Genomic DNA, 23,316 nt, shown 5'->3' with positions numbered 1-23,316 from the left:
CAGCTCTCGTAAAACGCTCTTATTGAACTTGTCCAAGGAGGATTCATGGAATCACAACACATGGAACAGGAAATACCCGTCGCTTCCCTGCGTATCGGGCTTTTTACGGATACCTACGCTCCGCAGGTGAATGGGGTGTCCGTTTCCCTGCAAATGATCTCGGAGGGCTTGAAAGACCGCGGACACCAGGTGACCATCTTTGCGCCGCGTTTCCCCGGTTATAAGGATGACCAGCCAAATGTCATGCGCCTGCCTTCCTTGAAGTATTTGAACAATCCCCCCATTTATGTGGCCGTACTGGGGACGCCGCGCTCCACATGGTCGCTGACCCGCAAGCATTTCGATGTTTTGCATGCGCACAGCCCGTTGAGCGTGGGTTTGCTGGCGTATCTCACGGCATCCACCAAGCGATTGCCGTTGATCTACACCTATCACACATCCATTACGGATTACACCCATTATGTCAAGTTCATAGGCGGGACGAGAGTCTTGAAATATGCGGCGGGCTGGTTCAGTTCGGCTTCCACCAATCTCGGCGACCAGATCGTTGTGCCGTCTCCAAAATTCCAACGCCTGTTGCTGGCGCAAAAGGTAAGCAGCCCGATCCATGTGATTCCAAACGGGATTGATCTGGGCATGTTCAAGGCGGCCAGGAATCCCGGAAGTCTGCGAAACAGGCTGGGGGTGGGTCCCGAAGCGCCGATCCTCCTGACGGTGGGACGCATGGACCCGGAGAAGCGTCTCGATTTCATCGTGGATGCGTTTGTCCGCATTTCGGAACGTCACCCGAATGCGCAGCTTGTCTTTGCAGGCGATGGAAGTGCGCGCAAGGGACTTGAGACGAAAGTGGCGGGGACGCGGGTCAAGGAGCGCATCCATTTTTTGGGGATGGTCAACCGTGCGGATTTGCCCGGTGTGCTTCAGGATGCAACGCTCTTTCTCTCCGCCTCCACGACGGAGGTGCATCCCATTTCAGTGATCGAGGCGATTGCTTCGGGTTTGCCGTTGGTGGCGGTGGAGGACGAGGCCTTCGAGGGCATGATCGAGAATGACCGGAATGGATATATGGTTCCGCTGGATGTAAACACCTTTGCGGATATCGCTGCCGACCTGCTGGCCGATCCTGAAAAAGTCTCGCAGTTCGGAAAACATTCCATGCTGTTGAGCGAAAAGTATTCCATCGAGGCACAGGTGATGGCTTTGGAGAAGTTGTATATCGAAGCCATCCTGCAAAACTGGCGGGGTAATTTCTTCCAACGAATGATCTCGAGAAATATGAATAATATCCCGGGGCGGATAAACCGCATCATCCGCACAGAGATCAAGAAAAGGATGCCTGGCAGGAAGGATGAATAAAGGATGGCAGTCCTCCACGCCGGTCATGGTGTGTGCGCGAAGGAACAGATTTCCGAAGTCTTATGAATGGGGCGGTGTATAATTCCGTCGTCATGCCCATTTTAGATGCACATATGCTGGAGTTTTTCAGCCGCAGTCCGGAACAGACGCGCCGTATCGGGGTGCGCCTTGGCGGAATGCTGCGGGCGGGGGATATGATCTGTCTGCAAGGCGACCTCGGCGCGGGCAAAACCACGTTCACGCAGGGGCTGGCACAGGGCTGGGGTTCGCTTGATCCGGTTTCAAGCCCGACGTTCATTCTTGTTAATCAATATCGCCGCACCGACGGCAGCCGCCTCTTTCACCTGGATGCATACCGCCTCGACTCCGTGCCGGAAGCGGAGGAACTCGACCTTGACTCCATGCTGGTTGAGGGGGCGCTCATTGTCGAATGGCCCGAGCGGCTGGGCGGCCTGATTCCCGCTGAAAATTTGTGGATCAGGCTTGACCATATTTCGGAAGAACATCGTCAGATGAGTTTCAAAGCGCATGGCAAACGCCATGATGAATTACTGGACGGCATTCGCCAGTCCATGCTTGGAGGGCTGTGATGCTGCTGGCTGTTGATACGTCCACTGCGCAGGTTGGATTGGCTTTATACGATGAGACTCGGGTGCTCGGCGAAATGATTTGGACGACCCGTCAGCATCACACGACTGAATTGGCCCCGGCTCTCTCCGGACTTTTGAGCCGCTGCGGCGTTTCGATGGACATGGTCGAGGCCCTGGGGGTGGCAATTGGTCCGGGCTCCTTCACCAGTCTGCGGGTTGGGCTGTCCCTGGTGAAGGGAATTGCGCTTGCGCGTCACCTGCCTGTGATCGGCATCCCGACGTTGGATATTATCGCGGCGGCACAGCCTGCGGCGAAACAGCCATTAATTGCCTTCCTGCAAGCCGGGCGGACGCGCATCGCTTTCGGCGTGTATCAAAGCCAGAGGAAAGTGTGGCAGGCTGAAGGTCCGCTGAGAAGCGGCACGCTGGATGAGTTGTTGAATGAGATCGAGAGCCCAGCCATTCTTGCAGGCGAGTTCACATCTGAAGAGCGGAGCAAATTATCGAAGAGGAAAAATATCCTGGCGGCCCCACCTGTGAATTGTGTGCGCCGTCCATCTGTGCTGGCAGAGCTGGCATGGGCGCGCTGGCAGGATAAGAAAGTGGACGATGCCGCTTCGCTTGCGCCGATCTATCTGCATGTGGCAGGGACGCCGATTGCATGAATTGTGTAATCCGCAAAATGAGGCTGGATGATTTTGAGCAGGTCGTTGCGATTGATCAGTTGTCGTTTTCACTGCCGTGGCCCGCGCGTTCCTTTCATTTTGAGTTGACGGATAACCCGGCTTCGCGCTGTTGGGTGGCGGACCTGGATGGACGTGTGGTGGCGATGCTGGTTGTGTGGTTCATTGTGGATGAGATCCATATTGCCACGCTCGCGACCCATCCAGAGTTTCGCGGGCAGGGCATTGGTAAAAACCTTCTTTTGCATGCCCTGCATTCTGCGAAGGGAGAGGGTGCCGTGAAGTCATTTTTGGAAGTGCGCCAAAGCAATCTTGCCGCGCAGAAGATGTACCGCAGTTTTGGTTTTGTGGAAGATGGCCGCCGCAAGGAATATTACAAGGACAATGGTGAAGATGCGATCCTGATGATACTGAATGATTTGGATCGTCTGCCCGGAGGATGAATGTCAACTGAAGATTTGCTTGCTAAAATCGCACAGGCTGTATCGGTTTGCACGCATTGCGCCCTGCATGAAGGTCGCAAGAAATCCGTGCCCGGCGAGGGACCCGCAACGGCGGAGATCATGTTCATTGGCGAAGGTCCCGGCTTTCATGAAAACGAACAGGGGCGTCCGTTCGTGGGCGCGGCGGGCAGGTTTTTGGATCAGCTGCTGGCACAGGCGGGTGTGACGCGTGAAGATGTGTTCATTGGCAATGTTGTCAAGTGCCGTCCGCCGGGCAACCGTGACCCGCTGCCCGATGAGCTGGCGGCGTGTGACATTCATCTTGAAGCACAGATTCAAGCCATTAATCCGAGTATCATTGTGACGCTGGGGCGCTTTTCGATGAACAAGTTCATTCCCGGCGTGAAGATCAGCACCGTGCATGGCCAGATGCGGAAAGTCGGAGACCGTTTTGTGATTCCCATGTTCCATCCCGCGGCGGCTCTGCATCAGGCGGCATTGAAACCGTCCATTCTGGCGGATTTTGCAAAACTGCCCGACCAGTTAAACGAAGCGCGCACCGCATTGGGCAGGAACGTTGTAATTCAAAAGAAGAAGGAAGCGGTTGTTCAACAGGATGAAAAGCCGAAGCAATTGAGTTTGTTTTAACGATCCTGTCATTGCGAGGCGTTCTTGTTCTTCACCGCCTGGTCTCCATACGCGGCTTTGCGGCTACTCGACCAACGGCTCCCTGCCATGACATAAAATAAAAGGAAAAAAATGTCCACAAAAGAAACTCTCGTAAGGAAACTGAAGGATAAAAATGCAAAGATCGCCATCCTCGGCCTGGGATATGTCGGGCTGCCGCTGGCGGTGGTCTTTGGCGAGGCGGGGTTCCATGTCACGGGTGTGGACCCGGACCAGCGTAAGATCGATGCGCTGGTGAAGGGCGAATCCTATATCCCTGATGTGAAGACGGAAGTGGTTGCGAAATTGGTCAGGGATGGAAAGTTCACCGCCACAACGGATTTCTCTGTCTTAAAGAATATGGATGCGGTCAGCATTTGTGTGCCGACGCCGCTGCGCCAGACGGGTGACCCGGATATGTCGTTCATCATTTCCGCGACGGAGGAACTGGCGAAATACATGCACACAGGCATGGTGATCGTCCTGGAATCAACCACGTATCCGGGCACGACCCGTGAACTGCTCCTGCCAAAACTGGGAGTTGAACACAACCTGACAGTTGGCGTGGACTGGTTCCTTGCCTTTTCCCCGGAACGTGTGGATCCGGGCCGTGAAGATTACACGACCATCAACACCCCCAAAGTAGTGGGTGGCATCACGGAAGCGTGCGGCGAAGTGGCAACGATCTGGTACGAAGGCGCGATCAAGACCGTTCATCATGTTTCCACAGCCGAAGCGGCGGAAATGTCGAAACTGCTCGAAAACACCTTCCGCATGATCAACATCGGGCTGGTCAATGAGCTGGCGATCATGTGCGAACGCCTTGGCGTGGACGTCTGGGAGGTGATCGAGGCTGCCGCCACCAAGCCGTTCGGTTTTATGAAGTTCACACCGGGACCGGGATTGGGCGGTCATTGTATTCCGATCGATCCGCTGTATCTTTCATGGAAGATGAAGTCGTTCAATTACAACGCGCGTTTCATCGAGCTGGCCTCCGAGATCAATACGAACATGCCGCGCTACGTGGTCAGCCGCATCCTGGAGGGGATGAATGACCGCGGGAAACCCTTGAAGGGCTCGCAGGTGCTTGTGTTGGGTGTGGCCTATAAGCCTGATATCAACGATGTGCGCGAGTCCCCTGCATTGGATGTGATCGGTCTTCTGCAAAAGAAGGGCGCAATTGTTGAATATCATGACCCGTATATTCCGCATATCCACCACGAATATGACGGCTGGCAGATGGATAGTGTGCAGGATATGATGAAGTCCGTGCAGGAGGCGGATGTGGTGGTGATCGTAACCAACCACGGTCAATATGACTATAAGGCCATCATCGAAGCGGCGAGTTTTGTCTTTGATTCGCGCAATGCCACCGGGAAACTGGGGAAAAACAGCGGGAAGGTTGAAAGATTATAGATATCCTTACGAGGGCCTCAGCCCGACGCGTGCCACAAAGTGGTAAGCAATCCCCTCATTTGCAGGGGGATTGCTTCGGGCGCCTGGTCTCGATATGCCGCTTCGCGGCTACCTCGACCATCGGCTCCTTGCAATGACATAAGAGGCTGACATGGCACATTATCTGGTAACAGGCGCGGCGGGCTTTATCGGCGCGCGGACGTCGGAAATGCTGATCGAGCAGGGACACACCGTCGTTGGCATTGACAACGTCAACGACGCGTACGATCCGCGCATGAAAGAATACCGCTTGAAGAAACTTCAGGCACTGCCGCGCTTCAAATTCCACAGGCGCGATATTGCGGAGAAATCGGTCATCGACCTGTTCAAGGATGAAAAAATCGACGGCGTGATCCACCTTGCGGCTCGGGCGGGCGTGCGCTTCAGTGTGGAAAACCCCTGGGCATTCGTGGAATCGAATGTGATGGGTACATTGAACATGCTGGAAGTCTGCCGCCAGTATGGATGCAGGAAATTTATTATGGCATCCACCTCCAGCATCTATGGCGAGAATCCGCCCTACCCGACGCCGGAATCCGCCTCCAGCAGTGAACCGTTGCAGCCGTATGCGGCCAGCAAAAAGGGGGCGGAGGCGCTGGCACATTCCTATCATCACCTCTATGATATTGACGTGAGCGTTGTCCGTTATTTCACGGTCTATGGACCTGCGGGACGCCCCGACCTTGCCATGTTCCGCTTCGTGCAGTGGATCATCGAAGGTCAGCCCGTGCGCATCAACGGGGACGGGAAGCAGTCGCGCGGTTTCACCTACGTGGACGACATCGCGCGCGGGACGATTGCCGCCTTGAAACCAGTCGGCCACGAGATCATCAACCTTGGCGGGCATGAAGTCATCACCATCAACGAACTGGTGGAAATGATCGAGGAGTTGACGGGCAAACAGGCGAACGTGCAGTACGGTCCGCCCAACCTGGCGGATATGTTCACCAATTGGGCGGATGTGAGCAAGGCGCGCGAGATGCTTGGTTGGAATCCGCAGGTCAATTTACGTGAGGGACTTGGCAATCTCATCAAATGGTACAACGAAGAACGCGGGTGGGCGAAGGACGTTCTGACACCGTAATACCTCAAATCAATCTCTACCGCAGGGACGCAAAGCGCGCGGAGTTTTTCTCAGCGTTCTCCGCGTCTCTGCGGTTTTTGTTTCTTGTGTACAATATCTCAATGTCCTTATTATCTAAATTTAAAAACGATCCCCTCTTCCTGAAAATCCTGCGCTCCAGCGGATCGTTGTTCAGCAACAACACCCTCGCGCTGGGATTGAGCGTCCTGCAAGGCGTGATGGCGACACGCCTGCTTGGACCCGCGGGATTCGGTCTGATCGGTGTGGTGATGGCGTTCGCCTCCACCGTCAACAGCCTGTTCTCGTTCCGCATGAGCGAGTTGGTCGTGCGCTACGGCGGGGAGTATCTCGAACGCGGCGAAAAGGACAAAGCCTCCGCGGTCATCAAAGCGGCAGGATTGACCGAAGCACTGGTTTCGCTCATCGCGTTTCTGGTGGTGGTGTTCAGCGCGCATCTGGCGGAAGTACATTTCGCAAAAACCGAAAACGTCGCATGGATGTTCACGGTCTTCGCGCTCGGCTTGCTGGCGAACTTCAATATGGAAACGTCCACGGGCATTTTGCAGATCACCGACCGCATCAAACTGCAGGGGACGATCAACCTCGCGCAGTCCATCCTGACCACGCTCATCATTGCCGGCGCGTTCTTTTTCAATGGAAATATCACCGTCGTTCTGATCGCCTATCTGGTCGGGAAATCCATCATCGGGCTGGGACTGTTCACCGCCGCGCAAATTCAATTACGGAAACAGCTCGGCCCCGGCTGGTGGCGCGCGCCGTTCTCTGTGTTAACGTCCACGCGCGAACTCATCCGTTTTGCGTTCAGTTCCAATATCAGCGCGACCATCATCAAACTCTTCCGCGAGAGTGAGTTGATCTGGGTCGGCTTCTTCCTCGATACCACCGCCGTCGGGTATTATCGGGTGGCGTACACCATTGTCCATTTTCTCGCCATCCCCGCCGACCCGCTGATTGCCACCACCTTCCCCGCGATCAATCGCTTTGCCGTCGAAAAGGCGTGGAAGAAACTCAAGAGTTTTCTCAAAAAGATTACCGCTTTTTCTTTCGCATACAATCTTGCGCTGGGCGCGGGCTTGATCCTGTTCGGTCAACTTGCGATTCGCATTTATTCGGGCGCAGAGTATCTCGCCGCTTATCCCGCGCTGGTCGCCCTCACCATCGGTCTCGTCTTCAATTACATCCTGTTCTGGAATCGTCCGCTTTTGCTTTCGCTCGGCTTGCCCGAATTCCCCATCTATGCCACGCTTGCGGCTGGTATCATCAAACTCGCGCTGTCGTTCTGGCTGGTTCCGCGATACGGCGTCGCCGCGGCGGGCGCATTGCTTTCGTTCTATTACATCGCATCCGTCGGCGCGATGGTCTGGCGCGGACTGCATAAGATAAACCAAAATGAAAATCGCGCTCATCACTAACTCCCGCATTCCATCCCTGACCGCCAATTCTATTCAGGCGATGAAGGTCGCCCAGGCCTTGATGCAACTGGATCACGACGTGAAGATGTTCGCCCCCGCAGAAGTGGATCCTGCCTCCAAAGAGACTCTGCTCTCACACTACGGTCTGCGCTTCGTCCCTGACTTGAAACTGCTCCCGTCCATCAGCGGACTCAAACGCTTCGACTTTATCGTCCATGCCCAACGCGCCGCGAAGAATTTTGGCGCGGACTTGATCTACACCTGGCTGCCGCAATCCGCGGTACTGGCACTATGGTCGGGCTATCCCGTCGTCCTTGAAATGCACGCGGATAATTCTGGGACGTTGGGCGCGTGGTGGATGAGGCAATTCTGGAAGGCGAACGGACGACGAAGTACGCGTCAGGTGATGATAGTCACCACGTCAGCGTTGAGAAAGGCTTTGGAGCGCTCGACCAGACTTCCCTTTAAGGATGAGGCGGTGCTGATCGCGCCGAACGGCGTCGAATTGGAAAAGTATGAAAATCTGCCAAATCCATCCGAAGCGCGGCGTCAATTGGACTTGCCCGAAGGCGTGACTGTTGGCTTCACGGGTCACATCTACCCCGGGCGCGGCGCGGACTTGTTGTTCGAACTTGCAAAACAAATGCCGAACGTAAATTTTCTGTGGGTGGGCGGCACGCCTGAGCTGGTGGCGCACTGGCGCGGAAAATTGCTCGAAGCGAAGATGACCAACGTGACGATGACGGGCTTTCTGCAACATGAGCGCATCCCGCTGTATCAGGCGGCTGCGGATGTGCTGTTGATGCCGTATTCGCGTTCGATTGAGGCCAGCAGCGGACAGGATATTGCCGGAGTCATCAACCCGATGAAGATGTTCGAGTACATGGCAGCGGGTCGTGCAATTGTTTCCGCGGATCTGCCTTCGATCCGCGAAGTGTTGAATGACGGCAATGCGCTGTTTGTGGAAACGGGCAATTTCGAGAAATGGAAAGCAGCAATTGGATCTCTGCTTAAAAACGAATCGCGCAGGCAGGCATTGGGGAAACAAGCGCAGGCTGATGTGTCGCAGTTGACGTGGGTGAAGCGCGAAGAGCGGATCATGGAGTTGCTAACCAAAAACCTTCGAAGCCTTTAAGCCTTCGAAGGTTTTTGTTCCATTGTCACGGCGCCAGGTTGACAGGCTCCACCAAATACCGGGCAACATGGCTTTCAAGTATTTCCGGCGGCATTGTAAACCCTTCATCGATCCGAAGGATATGCCCCTTTGCGACCTGCAGCGTAATGCCATATTCCGTCCCGCCGCTGTTAATGAACACGATGGCATATTCGCCCTTCGGGTAATTTTCATCGGAATATACGGCATCTGTTGTCTCATATACTGCATACAGTCTGGAGACGTGCAAACCTTTCCAGCTCCCGATGTCTTGCCTGCGTATAAAATAGCCCTCCGAGCCAAGAAAGGGCAGGACTTCCACCGGCATCCCTTCCGCCTCACCGTTCAGGCATTTCGGCGGCCCGCCGAGTCCCTCTGTGTGCGTACAATTCGTCTGTGTGAATTCAAGCAGGGAACGAAATTCATTCATGTCCCCTGTGAGTGTGGCTTCGATGATGTGATCGAGTTCTTTAATACCCGTTTGGTTTGGGGTGGCGCCTGCCTGTATTGGTGGGCCGTCGCGGTTGACAGACTCAATTTTTTTGGCGGAACATGCGGATAAAAGAGCAATGAGGATGGCGGCGGCAAGCAACGGTGATGATACATTTGATTTTCCGGAAAACATTTGAGTAACTCCTGTTTTGAGATGGGTTATGCACAGGTTTTGTTTCTCGAAGGATAACAATAAAAGTGAATGTTGCACACATTCTTCAGGGTTGATTTAAGACGAGGAAACCCGGCGGATTGTTCCCTGGGATGGTCTCCCGTAGTGGTAGAATTTTTTGCGTGAGTGGATCCAATTTTTTCAAACGAAAATCTGCGGTCTTTGTTCCGGCGGGGATCATCATCATTTCCCTGCTTGTGATCATATTCTGGCGGCTCCCTGCCTCCATTTCATCAACTACAACCGAAGCCACCACCGAGCCGCCGCTCCGCTTTGGCTACTGCGGCGCTGATCCTGAGGAACTTTGCATTTTGTCCTTTGGGCGTGACGCCGATGGAAATGCGACCATCAATTTCTTTGTGCCTGAGCGCGATTTCCCCGATTTTTATTTAAGAATCAACCGCTTTGATGGCGAAAGTGTGTATGTATGCCTGAAAACCGAAGACTCACCGGCCAGTGTGCTATGCAGGGGTGATGTGATCCACCTGAATGAGCGGATCGAGATCAGTCTCCTGTCTACAAAAGAGTACAGCCTGCTGGCACGCGGCAGGTTTACATTGACGGCGATCCTGATCGCCTCCCAGGCGGGGGATGCGGGTGCGCCATTATCGCCGACTCCATCCCGGACGAGCGAATCGCCATCCGTGGAAGCGGGCGGTATGGAGATTTCAACACCCACGCCTTCTGATGTGCCAGACCCTTAATGTATTCACAGGTTAAGAATTGTCTGGCGGCAGGTTTGAATTTCATGGTAAAAGTGGGGATATGAAGACCATGGATCAACGGGATTTTCTTTGGGTCGCACCGGCTGCTCTTGGGTTGGGAGCGATCCTATCATCACTTCAACCGGGCGGTTGGTTTGTCGGCTGGTTGGGGTTTTCTCTGCTCTTTCTCCTTTCGTTTTTATGTTTGACCATATCCTGGCGCTGGGCGGCTGGTGGCAAGATCCTGGCATGGATGATGGCCCTCGCTTTCGTATTGCGCCTTGCAGGCGGAATTGCAACGTACCTTGCATTGCCAGTCCATGGCTATGTGGATGATGAAGATCAGAGTGCTGGTTTTGTCTATACCGACGCGCATCGCCGCGATACCCAGGCCTGGGAGCTGGCAATCTCAGACCGCCCAATCCTGGACGCGCTTAACGGGAAGTTTGCCTACGACCAGTACGGCGGTTTGCTGGCATTCAGCGCGCTGGTCTATCGTTTGCTTTCCCCCGATGCGCACCGCATGTTGATGCTGGTTTTACTGTCCGCGTTCATGGGGGCCTTGGGGCTGCCATTTTTGTGGAAGGCGGTACATTTGCAATGGGGTTCGAAAGTGGCCGCCGCCTCGGGCTGGATCTTTGCGCTGTATCCTGAAAGTGTTTTACTGGGCGGGTCCGCCATGCGTGAACCGTACCTGCTGGCATTCAGTGCCTTCGCGTTGTGGGGATTTGTAAGCTGGCAGGCCCATCTTGATAAAAAGGAAGTGATCTGGCTTGGCCTTGGCATTGCGGGAATGTTATTGGTTTCACCCGCGGTGGCGTTGGTAACCCTGGTCATATTGGGTGGATGGATGTATTTCAGCCGTGAGCGGAGCCGCATTTCGTGGTGGATGATCGCAGCCGCCCTGCTGGTGTTCATGGCCGGGTTGTTCATCCTGTCGTCCGCCCTGGACCGGCAGGGGAGTTTGGGCGGCGGCACGCCCATCGGGGTGATCCATAATTTCATCCGCGAGTCGTTCAAGTGGAATGTGTACAAGATCGAAGCAGGTTCGGGCTGGGTGCAGAAACTTTTTGATGAAATGCCGCAATGGATGCGCCTGCCTTTTGTGATGGCGTACGGAGTTTTACAGCCCGTCCTGCCCGCGATATTCATCGCGCCGACGAAGTGGGTCTGGAAGGTCATCGGTATCCTGCGCGCTGTGGGCTGGTACACGTTGCTGCCGGCCTTGATGCTCTCTTTTGCCGCCGCGGCAGGCATGGGCGAGGCGAAGAAGCGAAAGTTGTTGATGTGGCTGGGTCTGGTGGTGTGGGGCTGGGTCCTGTTTACCGCCCTGCGGGGCGGCGGGGATCAATGGGATAACCCGCGCTATCGCACGATCCTGTTCCTGTGGCAGGCGATTCTTGCGGGACACGTCTGGGTCTGGTGGCGGGACACGAAGAATTCATGGGTTCCGCGTGTGCTGGCGATGCAGGTTGTCTTTGTGGTGATGTTTGGCCAGTGGTATGCCAATCGATATCTGCATATCGGAACGCAATTGCCTTTTGCCTCCATGGTGGCGGTTATCCTGGGAATATGGATACTGATCCTGGCATGGGGGATCTGGCGTGACCGCATGAGGCGTGTCTGACTTGGTGTATATAATACCCACGGTCACAACTTGCGCCACGCAAGTTGTGACCGTGTGCGGTATAATTCAGCCGCTGAATTTTGAATAAGGAGAATAAATGCCCACTGCCATCATTACAGGAATCACCGGACAGGACGGTTCCTATCTTGCAGAGTTGTTATTGAAAAAGGGATACCGTGTGATCGGGGTTGCGCGGCGCTCGAGCACGGTGAATTACGAGCGCATCGACCATATGTTGGATGATATTACGGTTGTGCAGGGAGATCTACAGGACCAGGGTTCCCTGCTTGCCCTGCTCGAGGAATATGACCCGACCGAGGTCTATAACCTTGCAGCGCAATCCTTTGTGCCGACTTCGTGGAACCAGCCCGCGTTGACCGGTGATGTGACAGCCATTGGGGTGACGCGAATTTTGGAGGCGATCCGTTTTGTGAATCCAAAGATCCGTTTTTATCAGGCTTCTTCAAGTGAGATGTTTGGCAAGGTGCTGGAAGTGCCGCAGAATGAGGATACGCCGTTCTATCCGCGCAGTCCCTATGGCGTGGCGAAGGTCTATGGTCATTGGATCACAGTCAATTACCGCGAGTCCTTTGATATATTCGCCACATCGGGGATTTTGTTCAACCATGAAAGTCCGCGCCGCGGGCTGGAATTTGTCACGCGTAAAATATCGAACGCGGCTGCCAGGATCAAACTGGGGAAGGCAAAGGAAGTACGGCTTGGCAACCTTGAAGCCCAGCGTGACTGGGGCTTTGCAGGCGATTATGTGGAAGCCATGTGGCTGATGCTTCAGCAGGATCAGCCCGATAACTATGTGATCGGCACGGGCGAGACCCATTCCGTTCGCGAGTTCTGTGAGATCGCCTTCTCTCATGTGGATCTGGATTATAAGGATTTTGTGGTCATGGACGAGAAGTTCTACCGTCCTGCGGAGGTGGATTTGCTGATCTCCGACCCATCCAAGGCACGCATGGCATTGAAGTGGGAGCCTGCGGTGGGGTTCAAGGAACTGGTTGCCATGATGGTGGATTCCGACCTGGCGCGGTTGAAAAAGGGATAATGCTTTGAGGATTTAATGGAATTTATCAAGGCTATGCTTAAAGGGAAAAAACTTGCCCGGAGCGCAGATTTTTTTGCCTTCCTCGGAATGTTTGTTTATGTGTGCTATGCCTTGTTGTATGCATATACGACGGTCTCTGACCTGGATGAAGGAGCATATTTACTTAAGGGTTATTTATTCGCCATAGGCGATTACCGACCATTTGATCCGGGCATTTCCACAAATAAAGGCCCGCTGGCATTTTTGATACCGGGCTATGTGCAATTATTATTTGGTCCGGGATTGCGGACCGGGCGTTTTCTGGCTGTTTTTTTTGGATTCATGGCCCTGTTGGGCGCATGGGTTCTTTCGAGACGGCTTGGTGGAAAGTGGCTGGCGGTTGGAGCAGTTTGGGCGATTGCATCCAATATATCCATCATTAAGATATATAGCATGGGCGTCACGCAAAGTACGATTGCCTGCATGTTGGCGTGGTCCTTGGCTCTTTGTGTGGGTGAAAAGCGTCCAGCCTGGCACTTGATGTTGAGCGGCCTTCTGGCCGGACTTATGATGCTGGTTCGTCAGAATATGCTGCCGGTACTTCCACTATTGGCGGTCTATGCCCTTTGGCAACATGGACGCCGGGCAGTATGGCTGTTATTGCCGGGCGCAATGGCGGTTGCCCTGGTGTTTTTTATTTATTGGCCAGATATACTTCAACTATGGTATTGGGTGCCGTATGTCAGGATACCGAGTGAGTTAAGTTATGGTGGAGGGGGCACACCCGTCTGGGACCCCGAAATGTCATTGGGATCCCGCCTGCTCTCGATTTTTCAGGCATTTCGTTTTCATTTTGTTTCCCTGGCCGGCTGTATTGTTTCCGTCTTTCTTTGGCCAAAATATAATGGGTGGAAATCACCGGTGGATTTTCGTGCCGGCCTCGTCATGCTTGTCTTGTTTTTGGGCTTAACTTATATGCACTCTGCGGCTGCGATTGGGCTGGATTACTGTGTTTTCTGTTTCAAAAATTACATGGCCTTTTTTAATGTTGCCGCCATTTTCCTGGTAATCGCAACGATAAGATCATGGAACTGGAAAATATCATTTTTTGCGCAAGTATTGCTGGCTGCCCTCTTTCTGGTTATATTTGCGGGAATTGGTTATTCCGCGTTTGAGGAAATTGGTTCTTTTTCAATGGGGCTCCCGGCGCCGCGTGTGCGGGATGGGAGAATACTGCCGGGCTTGATAACATGGCGCGACATTCTTATATATGGCTTCCAGCTTGATAACAATTCGGCGAGAAAATTTGCGTCGGCGTTATTTGGATTATGCGTTGGTGTTCTTTTTACCCTGTTAACAACCATTGGCTGGCAGTATGCCAGGCGCACCTATGGCAGAATAAGCTTTGGTGCGTTCCATGCCTCAGCGGTTTTGACGATGGGAATTTTGCTTTCCCCGATTTTAAGCGGGGCTTCAGGAAAAGCCGAATGCCGGACGGATGTTATTTTGGCAAATGAACAGATTGGAGATCATTTAAGGAGCATTATTCCTGCGGACAGCCTGGTTTATTGGGACGGCGGTTTGTCGACAGTGCCGCTATTGTATCTTTCCGGGGTCCGCATATTCCCCGCGCAAATTAACAGCGGCTATTCCTTTATCAGCGGCGGCGATTCGCAGGAATTATACAAGTTTGGATATTGGAATGAGGAAATGGATGCTGAATGGAAGGCAACGGCCGATTATTTTATCATTGAAGAAAGGCGTTATCCTGGATGGACACAGTTTTTTGCAGCGGCGGAATTTGATGAATATGCGCCAACTCCCGTGGGAACATCCTGCATCGAAAAAACACGGCTCCGTATTTTCAAGAGGAAATAATGGATATTTCACTTGTCGTTCCTGTTCACAATGAACAGGATAATCTGCCCCTGCTTTTTGAAGCCATTGAGAAGGCGATGGAATCCCTGAACCGCGGGAATTTCAGGAGCTTCCAAGACCCGTGGATTCTCCATCATGCCATGATGGCTCGGAACTGAGGATCTTCCACCGAAACCCATGAACCTTTCATTGATCACCCCTGTATTTAATGAGGCGGAGAACCTGCCGCTATTGTTTGACGCCGTGTACAAGACCATGAACGAGCTGCAGCAATCGTGGGAGGCGATCTTTGTGGATGACGGCAGTACGGACAACAGCCTGTCCATCCTCAAAGAGTATGCGGAAAAAGACCCGCAGCATATTCGGGTGATTTCCTTCCGCCGCAATTTCGGGCAGACCGCCGCCATCGCGGCGGGCATTGATTATGTGCAGGGGGATATCATCATTCTGTTCGATGCCGACCTGCAGAACGACCCCGCGGACATCCCGCTCATGCTTGCGAAGTTGGACGAGGGATACGACCTGGTCAGCGGCTGGAGAAAGCAAAGAAAAGACAATGCGGTCACGCGTAATTTCCCGTCCATGCTGGCGAACTGGCTGATCTCGCGCGTGACGGGCGTGCATTTACACGACTATGGCTGCACGCTTAAAGCCTACCGCCGCCCGGTGCTGGCAGGGTTTCGGTTGTACGGTGAAATGCACCGCTTCATCCCCGTCTTTGCTAGTTCGGTTGGCGCGCGCATTACCGAGATCCCCGTCCGCCACCACCCGCGTCAATATGGAAAGACCAAGTACGGGCTGGAGCGGACCGTCAAGGTCATCCTGGACCTGTTCACGGTGAAGTTCCTCGTCAGCTATGCCTCCAAGCCCATCTATCTGTTCGGCGGGGCCGGCGGCGGACTGATGATCATCAGCGCCTTTATCATGGGATACCTGCTCGTCCGGCGCCTGTTCTTTTTGGTCAGTGTCACCGGTTCCCCCCTGTTCCAAACGAGCGTCATGTTTTTCATCCTCGGCTTTCAATCCATTCTGATGGGGTTGATCGCGGAATTGCTCGTGCGCACCTACCATGAATCACAGAGGAAACCCACCTATGTGGTGCGTACCATGATCAATCTGGAGCATAAGGCTCGTGATTGATCTGCTGCGAAAAAACCGCCAGACCATTGTGCGTATCGTGGGGAGTCTGTTGGCGCTGGTGCTTTTGCTCATTTTACTGGAGGAAGAGGGGGATGGCGAGCTCTTCTCCGCATTGCGGCGTGTTTCCAGCGGATATTTTCTTGTGGCGCTCGCGGCATTGTTCATCTCCCGTTCATTTGCGGCGGCACGCTGGCATGTGCTGCTTCGGTCGGCCGGAGTGGGAATTAACTTTTTTCGCTCCCTTACGCTGATGTTCACCGGCAACTTTTCATCCAATTTTTTGCCGACGACCATCGGCGGGGATATGGTGCGGCTGGGCGGTGCAATGCAATTGGGCTATGACCGCGCCATCTGCCTCGCCTCGCTGGTGGTGGACCGTCTGGTTGGCATGGCGGGCATGGGGCTGATTCTGCCCCTGGGTTTGATGCCCGTATTTTCATTTGAAGGCGGCGCCTCCCAGTCCATGGCGGTGGCTGCGCTGTTTCAAAAAGGCGTGGACTTTGCCAGACGCACCTTCGGGTCGTTTTCCATCTGGTGGAGGAAACCACTGGCCCTGATCGGTTCCCTGCTCGCCACGCTGGGAAACCAGGCGTTTATTTATCTGGCGATCCATCTTTTGCTGCTCGGCATCGACCATCACGTTCCCTATTGGCTGGTTGCAGGCTTGTATACACTGACCTACTTTGTCACGCTCATCCCCATTTCCATTAATGGCCTGGGCGTGCAGGAACTATCCATGACCTTCCTGCTCATCCAATTCGGCGGATTAAGCTCCTCGGAAAGCGCCACCATTGCCCTGCTGACCCGCCTGTTGTTCATTCTGGCCAGCCTGCCGGGAGCGTTCTTCCTGCCGTCCATTCTGGCCGCGATGAATGAGAAGAAGGAGAATCTGCCTGAAAAAGGCGAGTGAACTCATGGAAGCCGTGTCATCGAGGAAATTCCTGCAAGTGTGGATGTGGGCGCTGGCGGCTGTCAGCCTGCTGGCGATCCCTCAAACCATCCAGCGCACAAGCGAATTGGAGATTACGCTCCTGCGTTCCAAGTGGATCGGGCTGGTGGGCATCTTTGCGCTGACGGCAGTGGCCGGCCTGTGGCTTTCCCGTTCATCCCTTTTGGGCCGCATGGCTGCATGGATGGACGGGTTTGAAACGCGACCGTCTAACGCCTTGCGCTCTTTGTACGGGGTTTTTCTGACGCTTTTCGGTTTTTTCCTGGTCTGGTTCACCCGTTTATATCTCTTTGGCAGCGTGCTTCCCCAATTGATGCCAATCCTTTGGGTGTTCCTGTGGGCGAGCCTGCTTCAGGTGTTCGGCTTGAAACTTCTAAAAAACACGCTCGAATGGCATGCCGCCTTTGCCATTGTTCTTCTTGGGCAGGGAGTGATCTATCAGGCATATGGATTTTCGACCATCGTTTCCAGTGATCCGTTTTCCATTGGATATTCCGAGGCGGGGCGCCATTATTATGCATCCATGTTCTTTGCCAAGTCTGTCTATGGGGTTTCGCTTCCCTATCCCTTCCTGCATCCATCGCGGTATTTGCTGCTGTCGCTTCCCTTTCTGGTTGACGGCCTGCCGCTCTGGTTTCACCGCCTGTGGCAGGTTCTTTTGTGGATCGGCCTGACATCCGCCTCCGCCATGCTGCTTGCCCGCCGGCTGAAGTTGGGCGGCGGGCTGACGGTTCTGGCGGCAGCCTGGCTGTTTTTGTTTTATTTGCAGGGCGCGGTCTATTATCATCTTCAAGTTTGTGTCATCCTGGTTTTTGCGGGAATATCCATTCAAAGACCCTGGCGTTCGCTCCTTTTTGTGATCATCGCCTCGGTTTGGGCGGGGATCAGCCGCGTGAACTGGTTCCCGGTACCTGCCATGCTGGCGATTGCAATATACATCCTTGAAACACCACTGACCGGGAAAAGCTGGCGGTATTGGGTCACGCCGGTTGTCTGGGGTGCGGGCGGGCTGGCTGCAGCGCTTGTTTCCCAATTTACCTACATTCGTATTTCGGGCAATGCGGATGTCAGCACATTTGGCTCAAGTTTCACATCCGATCTGTTATGGAAGCGCCTGCTCCCGACCGAGACATTCCCCATGGGGATTGTACCGGGCATATTGATCGTTTCTGCGCCGCTCATGGTGGCGGCATATCAGATCGCGCGCGGAAGGATGAGCTTTCTGCACCCTTTGCGCTGGCTTGCCTTGTTGGCCATGCTGCTGGTTTTGTTTGCCGGCGGGGTGGTGGTCAGCACGAAGATCGGCGGCGGCGGGGACCTGCATAATATGGATGCGTACCTGGTCCTGCTGTCCGTGTTGGTGATGTCGTTTTGGGCGGGACGGGTGTCGGCGGAGGGGGATGCGAAGCCGCTCTGGGGTCGGGTCGGGTGGATGCCCATCTCCGCGGCTTTGTTGATCCCGCTGGCATTTGCGATCCGGGGGATCGGCTTCTTCCATGCCTATGATCGATCCATTGCGACGCAGGACATTCAAAGACTTCAAGAGGTTGTCTCTGAAGCCATCGGAAACGGCGGTGAGGTTCTGTTCGTGACCGAACGCCACCTGTTAACCTTTGGCGATCTGAACGGCATCCCGCTTGTACCCGAATATGAGCAGGTCGAATTGATGGAAATGGCAATGTCGCGCAACCGCAATTATCTGGAGCAGTATTATGCAGATCTGGCAGACCGCCGTTTTGCCTTGATCGTTGCCGAAGACCAGAAGTTCACGCAGCGGAAAAAAGGCGCGTTCGTGGAAGAGAACGTGGCATGGGTGCGCTATGTGGGTGCGCCGCTTTTGTGTAATTACAAACCTGCCGAAGCGCTGCTCTCGAACAATATTCAGATTTTTGAGCCGCGCCCCGGGCAGGCACAATGCAAGGATCCGTTTTTGGACTGAGACCATTTCATGCGCATCCTGACAGTCATCTACGAATTTCCGCCGATTGGCGGGGGCGGGGGCAGGGCTGCCTACGACATCTGCAGGGAACTTGCAGCGCGCGGTCATGAAGTGACCGTCCTGACTGCGTACATGACTGGTTTGCCTCGCGAAGAGATCAAAGATGGGATTCGACTTGTGCGCATTCCTTCCCTGCGAAGGGAGGCGTTTTCCGCAAGCTTTTCCACGATGCTCGCCTACGTTCTGGCCGGACTGTGGGCTGGTCTGCCGTTGATCCGGCGTTTTCGTCCCGAGATCATTCATACCCATTTTGCCGTTCCATCCGGTGCGCTTGCCTGGACCTTGTCGGTTTTGACCGGCCTCTCCTACATCCTGACAGCCCATCTGGGGGACGTGCCCGGCGGCGTGCCGGAGAAAACAGGCAGGTGGTTCCGCTGGCTGGAGCCGTTCACGAAGCCGATCTGGAAACGCGCAAAAAAAGTGATCGCAGTCAGCGAGTTCACCCGTCAACTGGCTTTGCAGCACTATCCTGTGGATATTCAAGTGATCCCCAATGGCGTGGATGTATTGAATCTTGCCCCTGCCGAGATCAGGTTGAATGAATGTCCCCGCCTGGTCTTTGCAGGGCGTTTCGTGCCCCAAAAAAACCCGCTTGCGATTGTAAAAATCCTTTCCCAATTGAAGGACCTCGACTGGACCTGCTCCATGCTGGGGGATGGTCCCATGTTCGAGGAAGTGAAACGGGAAATTGAAAAGCATGACATGGCGGAGAGGTTTCATCTGCCGGGCTGGGTCACCCCGCAGGATGTGTTGGATCAATTTTCAAAAAGCGATATCCTCTTCATGCCGTCCCTTTCGGAAGGCCTGCCCGTGGTCGGGGTGCAGGCGCTTGCCAAGGGACTTGCCGTTGTGGCCAGCCGTATCGGCGGTTTCATGGACCTGGTGGACCATGAAAAGAATGGTTATTTGATCGAAGTGCAGGATCAGAGCGCATTTGCACAGGCTTTGCGCGAACTTATTTCCAAGCCTGAAATTCTATTACGATTCCGCAGGACCAGCCTTGAAAAGTCACGCGATTTTGATATAGAGAAGGTTGTTGATCAATATCAAACAATTTTCCAAAATATGGTGGATGGGAAATAAAAATAGGAATGTTGTCGGGAGGTACAAACCAGATTATTAACAGCAATTCTTAGTATGAAAAATGTCATTGCGAGACGGCGTTTTTCCGACAACACTTGCGCCGACGCCAGTGCGGTGAGCAATCCCCTGTTTCAACGAGGAGACTGCTTCGCGGCAGGGCCGCTCGCAGCGACATGACTACTTTGAGATTTGCTGACTTGACAAGGGGGGATTTCCATGTGAGAATTCAGAAATTGAATTCTCACATGACTGAAATAAAACAGCACGAATACGCCCTGCTCGATGAAATAGCCCAGGACTCACTGGTGACCCAGGCGAATCTCTCCGACCGCCTCGGCATTGCCGTTGGCAGTGTCAACTGGTATATCAAACGCCTGATCACCCGCGGCTGGGTCAAGGTTTCACATCTTGACCGCACCCGCCTGAAATACGACCTGACGCCCGAGGGCATGAAGATCTTCACCCAGCGAGCATTGTCCTATGCACAGAATTCGTTGAAGGTGTACGGACAATTTCGTGACAAGGCAAAAGCACTTGTTACAGAATTGCAGGATCAGGGCGTTCAGCAGGTGTACCTGAACGGAGACGACGAAATAATGGACATCCTGCGCCTGACCTGCATTGAAGCAGGGATTCAAGTTGGCAATATCCCGCAGGACGTTGTGCTTGAAGCTGCCGGCCAGGGCTATCAGGTGAAACGCCTGAAAGGAAGTTCATGACGAAGAATTTTGCTGTGATCGGCGTCGGCGGGTATATTGCCCCCCGTCATTTGCGAGCCATCCGGGATACGGGCAACCAATTGCTGGCCGCCGTGGACCCGAAGGATTCGGTTGGCGTGCTTGACCAGTACTCCTTTGATGTGAAGTTCTTCACCGAGATCGAGCGTTTTGACCGCCATTTGGAAAAACTGCGCCGTGGACCTGAAGAGGGGCGCATCCACTATGTTTCGATCTGTTCGCCAAATTATTTGCACGATGCCCACTGCCGCCTTGCCCTGCGGGCCGGCGCCGATGCGATCTGCGAAAAACCGCTGGTCATCAACCCCTGGAATTTGGACGCCCTCGAAGAGATCGAAGCGGAGACGAAGCGCCGCGTTCACACCATCCTGCAATTGCGCGTACACCCGGTGCTGATCGAATTGCGTGAAGCGCTGCAAAAAGACAATACCGTCCACGAGGTGGAATTGACCTACATCACCAGCCGCGGACCGTGGTACCAGGTTTCGTGGAAGGGACATGCGGATAAGTCGGGCGGGGTGGCAACGAATATCGGGGTGCATTTCTTTGACCTGCTCCTGTGGCTGTTCGGATCGGTCAATGGTATCAAGGTATATCACTCGGACGACCAGCGCATGTCCGGCTTCATCGAACTGGAACGCGCGCGCGTGCGCTGGTTCCTTTCGGTGGATAAGAACGACCTGCCATCCTCTGAAAAGACCGCCGGAAAGACAACCTATCGTTCCATTACGGTGGACGGCAGGGAGATCGAGTTTTCAGAAGGCTTCACCGACCTGCATACGCGCGTCTATGAAGAGACGCTGGCCGGCCGCGGTTTTGGCATCGCAGATGCGCGTCCTTCGATCGGTTTGACGTATGCCATCCGCACGGCTGGGATTTCACCGAAGGATGAGCTTGTTCACCCGCTTTTGAAAAAATAGGCAACCATGGTTGATTATTTTGTTCACGAATCCAGTTATATAGACGACGGCGCGCAGATCGGCCCCGGCACGAAGATCTGGCATTTCTGCCACGTGATGCCGAATGCAAGAATCGGCGGAGGCTGCAACATCGGTCAGAATGTGCTGGTCTCTTCCGGCGTGACCATCGGAGAGAATGTCAAGATCCAGAACAATGTTTCGCTGTACACCGGTGTGATCGTCGAGGACGATGCCTTTCTGGGACCCTCGATGGTCTTTACGAATGTGATCAACCCGCGCAGCCATGTCAGCCGCAAGGACGAATACCAGACCACGCTGGTGCGCAAAGGCGCATCGATCGGGGCGAATGCGACCATCGTGTGCGGCGTGACGCTGGGCACCTATTGTTTTGTCGGCGCGGGCGCGGTGGTGACGAAGGATGTGCCGGATTACGCGCTTGTCTACGGTTCGCCGGCCAGCGTACGCGGCTGGATGTGCCAGTGCGGCGAGCAGCTGGCGTTCGAGGGGGATCGGGCAGCCTGCCAAAGCTGCGGCGATGCCTATCGGAAACAGGATTCAGTCGTTATTCCGGAAAGAGGCGAAGAATGATCCCATTGGTCGACCTGACGGCGCAGTATCATTCCATCAAAGAGGAGATCGATGCGGCGGTGTCCTCGACATTGGAGTCGGGGCATTTTATTTTGGGTCCGCAGGTGACGAAGTTCGAGGAGAGCATTGCTTCGTATCTGGGTGTAAAGCATGCCATCGGGCTGGCGTCGGGGACGGATGCGCTGGTGATCGCATTGCGCGCGCTGAACGTCGGCGCGGGCGATGAAGTGATCATCCCTGCCTATACGTTTTTTGCGACGGCGGGCACGGTCATGTCGGTCGGCGCAAAGCCGGTCTTCGTGGATATCGACCCGCAGACCTATCAAATTGACGCGGGCAGGATTCAAGCCGCGATCACGCCGAAGACGAAGGCGATCATCCCCGTGCATTTGTATGGGCATCCCGCCGAGATGGATCCGATCCTTGCGATCGCTCGTGAACATGGCTTGATGGTGATCGAGGATAACGCGCAGGGATTCGGCGCGGAATATCGTGGCAGGAAGGCCGGCGCATTGAGCGACATCGGCTGTTTGAGTTTCTTCCCGACCAAGAACCTCGGCGCGTTCGGCGACGGGGGCATGGCCGTGACGAATGACGCCGCGCTTGCCGAGCGGATGCACATGCTGCGCACACACGGCTGGAAGAAGAAGTATTATTCGGAGGAGGTCGGTTACAACAGCCGCCTCGATGCCCTGCAGGCTGCGATCCTGCAGGCGAAGTTCCCGCACGTAGATGAATGGAACCGGAAACGCCGCGAACTGGCGCATCGTTATAGTGAACATCTGGCGCCGCTGGGAGTCGTCACGCCTGTGGAGCACGAATGGGGCCGGCATGTGTATCATTTGTATATCGTTCGCTCTGCGAAGCGCGCTGCGTTGCAGGCGTTCCTGAAGCAGAAGAGGATCGCCTCCGATGTGTATTATCCTTTGCCGCCGCATCTGGCTGTGCCTTGCCGCAAATTTGGATACAAGGAAGGCGACTTCCCGCACTCGGAACTGGCTTCCCGCGAGACGCTGGCGCTTCCGCTTTACCCGGAGTTGACCGAGGCACAGCAGGATGAGGTCATCGCGGCGGTGAAGGAGTTTACAGGTTGACAGAATCTGTTTCTTGTGCGAGAATTCAGAA

At 54.5% G+C, this 23,316-nt stretch carries 23 protein-coding genes; 22 read left to right on the top strand and 1 reads right to left on the bottom strand.

Features of this window, described 5'->3' with window-relative positions; all coding sequences use genetic code 11:
* Window positions 1-45 precede the first annotated feature (45 nt).
* From QY332_01195 to QY332_01155, 9 genes are all read left to right on the top strand, one after another.
* Window positions 46-1,356 (top strand): glycosyltransferase, encoded by a 1,311-nt coding sequence (locus QY332_01195; GenBank protein ID WKZ36540.1) that lies wholly within the window; start codon window positions 46-48, stop codon window positions 1,354-1,356.
* A 92-nt stretch (window positions 1,357-1,448) separates the two neighbouring features.
* Window positions 1,449-1,946: a tRNA (adenosine(37)-N6)-threonylcarbamoyltransferase complex ATPase subunit type 1 TsaE gene (tsaE, locus tag QY332_01190; GenBank protein ID WKZ36539.1), complete on the top strand. Its 498-nt coding sequence runs from the start codon at window positions 1,449-1,451 to the stop codon at window positions 1,944-1,946.
* Complete coding sequence (gene tsaB / locus QY332_01185) at window positions 1,946-2,611, top strand: tRNA (adenosine(37)-N6)-threonylcarbamoyltransferase complex dimerization subunit type 1 TsaB (GenBank protein ID WKZ36538.1); 666 nt, start codon at window positions 1,946-1,948, stop codon at window positions 2,609-2,611. The genes tsaE and tsaB overlap by 1 nt, the downstream gene beginning before the upstream one ends.
* Window positions 2,608-3,072, top strand: a complete 465-nt coding sequence (rimI, locus tag QY332_01180; GenBank protein ID WKZ36537.1) for a ribosomal protein S18-alanine N-acetyltransferase — start codon at window positions 2,608-2,610, stop codon at window positions 3,070-3,072. The genes tsaB and rimI overlap by 4 nt, the downstream gene beginning before the upstream one ends.
* A complete protein-coding gene (locus QY332_01175; protein WKZ36536.1) occupies window positions 3,073-3,720 on the top strand; it encodes a uracil-DNA glycosylase in 648 nt (215 codons plus the stop codon).
* A gap of 111 nt (window positions 3,721-3,831) precedes the next feature.
* A complete protein-coding gene (locus QY332_01170; protein WKZ36535.1) occupies window positions 3,832-5,154 on the top strand; it encodes a nucleotide sugar dehydrogenase in 1,323 nt (440 codons plus the stop codon).
* A gap of 151 nt (window positions 5,155-5,305) precedes the next feature.
* Window positions 5,306-6,277, top strand: coding sequence for a GDP-mannose 4,6-dehydratase (locus QY332_01165; protein WKZ36534.1), 972 nt, complete (start codon window positions 5,306-5,308; stop codon window positions 6,275-6,277).
* Window positions 6,278-6,378: 101 nt separating this feature from the next.
* Window positions 6,379-7,710 (top strand): oligosaccharide flippase family protein, encoded by a 1,332-nt coding sequence (locus QY332_01160; protein WKZ36533.1) that lies wholly within the window; start codon window positions 6,379-6,381, stop codon window positions 7,708-7,710.
* Window positions 7,688-8,845, top strand: a complete 1,158-nt coding sequence (locus tag QY332_01155) for a glycosyltransferase (GenBank protein ID WKZ36532.1) — start codon at window positions 7,688-7,690, stop codon at window positions 8,843-8,845. Before QY332_01160 ends, QY332_01155 begins: the two co-directional genes overlap by 23 nt.
* Before the next feature lie 25 nt (window positions 8,846-8,870).
* Here QY332_01155 and QY332_01150 read toward each other — a convergent pair whose 3' ends face one another.
* Entirely contained in the window at window positions 8,871-9,488 is a 618-nt protein-coding gene (locus QY332_01150; protein WKZ36531.1) for a hypothetical protein, read from the bottom strand.
* 161 nt (window positions 9,489-9,649) lie between these two features.
* Here QY332_01150 and QY332_01145 point away from each other — a divergent pair, with 161 nt between their 5' ends.
* The 13 genes from QY332_01145 to QY332_01085 all read left to right on the top strand — a co-directional run bounded on the left by QY332_01145 (window position 9,650) and on the right by QY332_01085 (window position 23,285).
* Window positions 9,650-10,231, top strand: a complete 582-nt coding sequence (locus QY332_01145; protein WKZ36530.1) for a hypothetical protein — start codon at window positions 9,650-9,652, stop codon at window positions 10,229-10,231.
* Between the two features lie 61 nt (window positions 10,232-10,292).
* A complete protein-coding gene (locus QY332_01140; protein ID WKZ36529.1) occupies window positions 10,293-11,858 on the top strand; it encodes a hypothetical protein in 1,566 nt (521 codons plus the stop codon).
* A 97-nt stretch (window positions 11,859-11,955) separates the two neighbouring features.
* Window positions 11,956-12,918 carry a GDP-mannose 4,6-dehydratase gene (gmd, locus tag QY332_01135; GenBank protein ID WKZ36528.1) on the top strand — a complete coding sequence of 321 codons (963 nt, stop codon included), beginning with the start codon at window positions 11,956-11,958 and terminating at the stop codon, window positions 12,916-12,918.
* Between the two features lie 15 nt (window positions 12,919-12,933).
* Entirely contained in the window at window positions 12,934-14,775 is a 1,842-nt protein-coding gene (locus tag QY332_01130) for a glycosyltransferase family 39 protein (GenBank protein ID WKZ36527.1), read from the top strand.
* On the top strand, window positions 14,775-14,933 hold the full coding sequence (locus QY332_01125; GenBank protein ID WKZ36526.1) for a hypothetical protein: 159 nt from the start codon (window positions 14,775-14,777) through the stop codon (window positions 14,931-14,933). Before QY332_01130 ends, QY332_01125 begins: the two co-directional genes overlap by 1 nt.
* A 19-nt stretch (window positions 14,934-14,952) precedes the next feature.
* Window positions 14,953-15,915 carry a glycosyltransferase family 2 protein gene (locus tag QY332_01120; GenBank protein WKZ36525.1) on the top strand — a complete coding sequence of 321 codons (963 nt, stop codon included), beginning with the start codon at window positions 14,953-14,955 and terminating at the stop codon, window positions 15,913-15,915.
* Complete coding sequence (locus tag QY332_01115) at window positions 15,908-16,825, top strand: lysylphosphatidylglycerol synthase transmembrane domain-containing protein (GenBank protein WKZ36524.1); 918 nt, start codon at window positions 15,908-15,910, stop codon at window positions 16,823-16,825. The genes QY332_01120 and QY332_01115 overlap by 8 nt, the downstream gene beginning before the upstream one ends.
* Window positions 16,826-16,829: 4 nt before the next feature.
* A complete protein-coding gene (locus QY332_01110; protein WKZ36523.1) occupies window positions 16,830-18,803 on the top strand; it encodes a hypothetical protein in 1,974 nt (657 codons plus the stop codon).
* Between the two features lie 9 nt (window positions 18,804-18,812).
* Complete coding sequence (locus QY332_01105) at window positions 18,813-19,946, top strand: glycosyltransferase family 4 protein (GenBank protein ID WKZ36522.1); 1,134 nt, start codon at window positions 18,813-18,815, stop codon at window positions 19,944-19,946.
* 245 nt (window positions 19,947-20,191) lie between these two features.
* Window positions 20,192-20,665: a winged helix-turn-helix transcriptional regulator gene (locus QY332_01100; protein WKZ36521.1), complete on the top strand. Its 474-nt coding sequence runs from the start codon at window positions 20,192-20,194 to the stop codon at window positions 20,663-20,665.
* On the top strand, window positions 20,662-21,603 hold the full coding sequence (locus QY332_01095; GenBank protein WKZ36520.1) for a Gfo/Idh/MocA family oxidoreductase: 942 nt from the start codon (window positions 20,662-20,664) through the stop codon (window positions 21,601-21,603). The genes QY332_01100 and QY332_01095 overlap by 4 nt, the downstream gene beginning before the upstream one ends.
* Window positions 21,604-21,609: 6 nt before the next feature.
* Window positions 21,610-22,191, top strand: a complete 582-nt coding sequence (locus tag QY332_01090) for a DapH/DapD/GlmU-related protein (GenBank protein ID WKZ36519.1) — start codon at window positions 21,610-21,612, stop codon at window positions 22,189-22,191.
* Window positions 22,188-23,285 (top strand): DegT/DnrJ/EryC1/StrS family aminotransferase, encoded by a 1,098-nt coding sequence (locus tag QY332_01085; GenBank protein WKZ36518.1) that lies wholly within the window; start codon window positions 22,188-22,190, stop codon window positions 23,283-23,285. The genes QY332_01090 and QY332_01085 overlap by 4 nt, the downstream gene beginning before the upstream one ends.
* Window positions 23,286-23,316 lie beyond the last annotated feature (31 nt).

The organism is Anaerolineales bacterium (assembly GCA_030583885.1).
Classification (GTDB): domain Bacteria; phylum Chloroflexota; class Anaerolineae; order Anaerolineales; family Villigracilaceae; genus Villigracilis.
This window is presented reverse-complemented; position numbering and strand designations above follow the sequence as displayed.

Coding starts and splice junctions, on each gene's coding strand:
- QY332_01090 (WKZ36519.1), top strand. CDS start 21,610: ATGGTTGATTATTTTGTTCACGAATCCAGTTATATAGACGACGGCGCG.
- QY332_01170 (WKZ36535.1), top strand. CDS start 3,832: ATGTCCACAAAAGAAACTCTCGTAAGGAAACTGAAGGATAAAAATGCA.
- gmd (WKZ36528.1), top strand. CDS start 11,956: ATGCCCACTGCCATCATTACAGGAATCACCGGACAGGACGGTTCCTAT.
- QY332_01155 (WKZ36532.1), top strand. CDS start 7,688: ATGAAAATCGCGCTCATCACTAACTCCCGCATTCCATCCCTGACCGCC.
- QY332_01095 (WKZ36520.1), top strand. CDS start 20,662: ATGACGAAGAATTTTGCTGTGATCGGCGTCGGCGGGTATATTGCCCCC.
- QY332_01150 (WKZ36531.1), bottom strand. CDS start 9,488: ATGTTTTCCGGAAAATCAAATGTATCATCACCGTTGCTTGCCGCCGCC.
- QY332_01160 (WKZ36533.1), top strand. CDS start 6,379: ATGTCCTTATTATCTAAATTTAAAAACGATCCCCTCTTCCTGAAAATC.
- QY332_01085 (WKZ36518.1), top strand. CDS start 22,188: ATGATCCCATTGGTCGACCTGACGGCGCAGTATCATTCCATCAAAGAG.
- QY332_01125 (WKZ36526.1), top strand. CDS start 14,775: ATGGATATTTCACTTGTCGTTCCTGTTCACAATGAACAGGATAATCTG.
- QY332_01110 (WKZ36523.1), top strand. CDS start 16,830: ATGGAAGCCGTGTCATCGAGGAAATTCCTGCAAGTGTGGATGTGGGCG.
- QY332_01175 (WKZ36536.1), top strand. CDS start 3,073: ATGTCAACTGAAGATTTGCTTGCTAAAATCGCACAGGCTGTATCGGTT.
- QY332_01130 (WKZ36527.1), top strand. CDS start 12,934: ATGGAATTTATCAAGGCTATGCTTAAAGGGAAAAAACTTGCCCGGAGC.
- tsaE (WKZ36539.1), top strand. CDS start 1,449: ATGCCCATTTTAGATGCACATATGCTGGAGTTTTTCAGCCGCAGTCCG.
- QY332_01120 (WKZ36525.1), top strand. CDS start 14,953: ATGAACCTTTCATTGATCACCCCTGTATTTAATGAGGCGGAGAACCTG.
- QY332_01100 (WKZ36521.1), top strand. CDS start 20,192: ATGACTGAAATAAAACAGCACGAATACGCCCTGCTCGATGAAATAGCC.
- QY332_01195 (WKZ36540.1), top strand. CDS start 46: ATGGAATCACAACACATGGAACAGGAAATACCCGTCGCTTCCCTGCGT.
- QY332_01165 (WKZ36534.1), top strand. CDS start 5,306: ATGGCACATTATCTGGTAACAGGCGCGGCGGGCTTTATCGGCGCGCGG.
- tsaB (WKZ36538.1), top strand. CDS start 1,946: ATGCTGCTGGCTGTTGATACGTCCACTGCGCAGGTTGGATTGGCTTTA.
- rimI (WKZ36537.1), top strand. CDS start 2,608: ATGAATTGTGTAATCCGCAAAATGAGGCTGGATGATTTTGAGCAGGTC.
- QY332_01140 (WKZ36529.1), top strand. CDS start 10,293: ATGAAGACCATGGATCAACGGGATTTTCTTTGGGTCGCACCGGCTGCT.
- QY332_01105 (WKZ36522.1), top strand. CDS start 18,813: ATGCGCATCCTGACAGTCATCTACGAATTTCCGCCGATTGGCGGGGGC.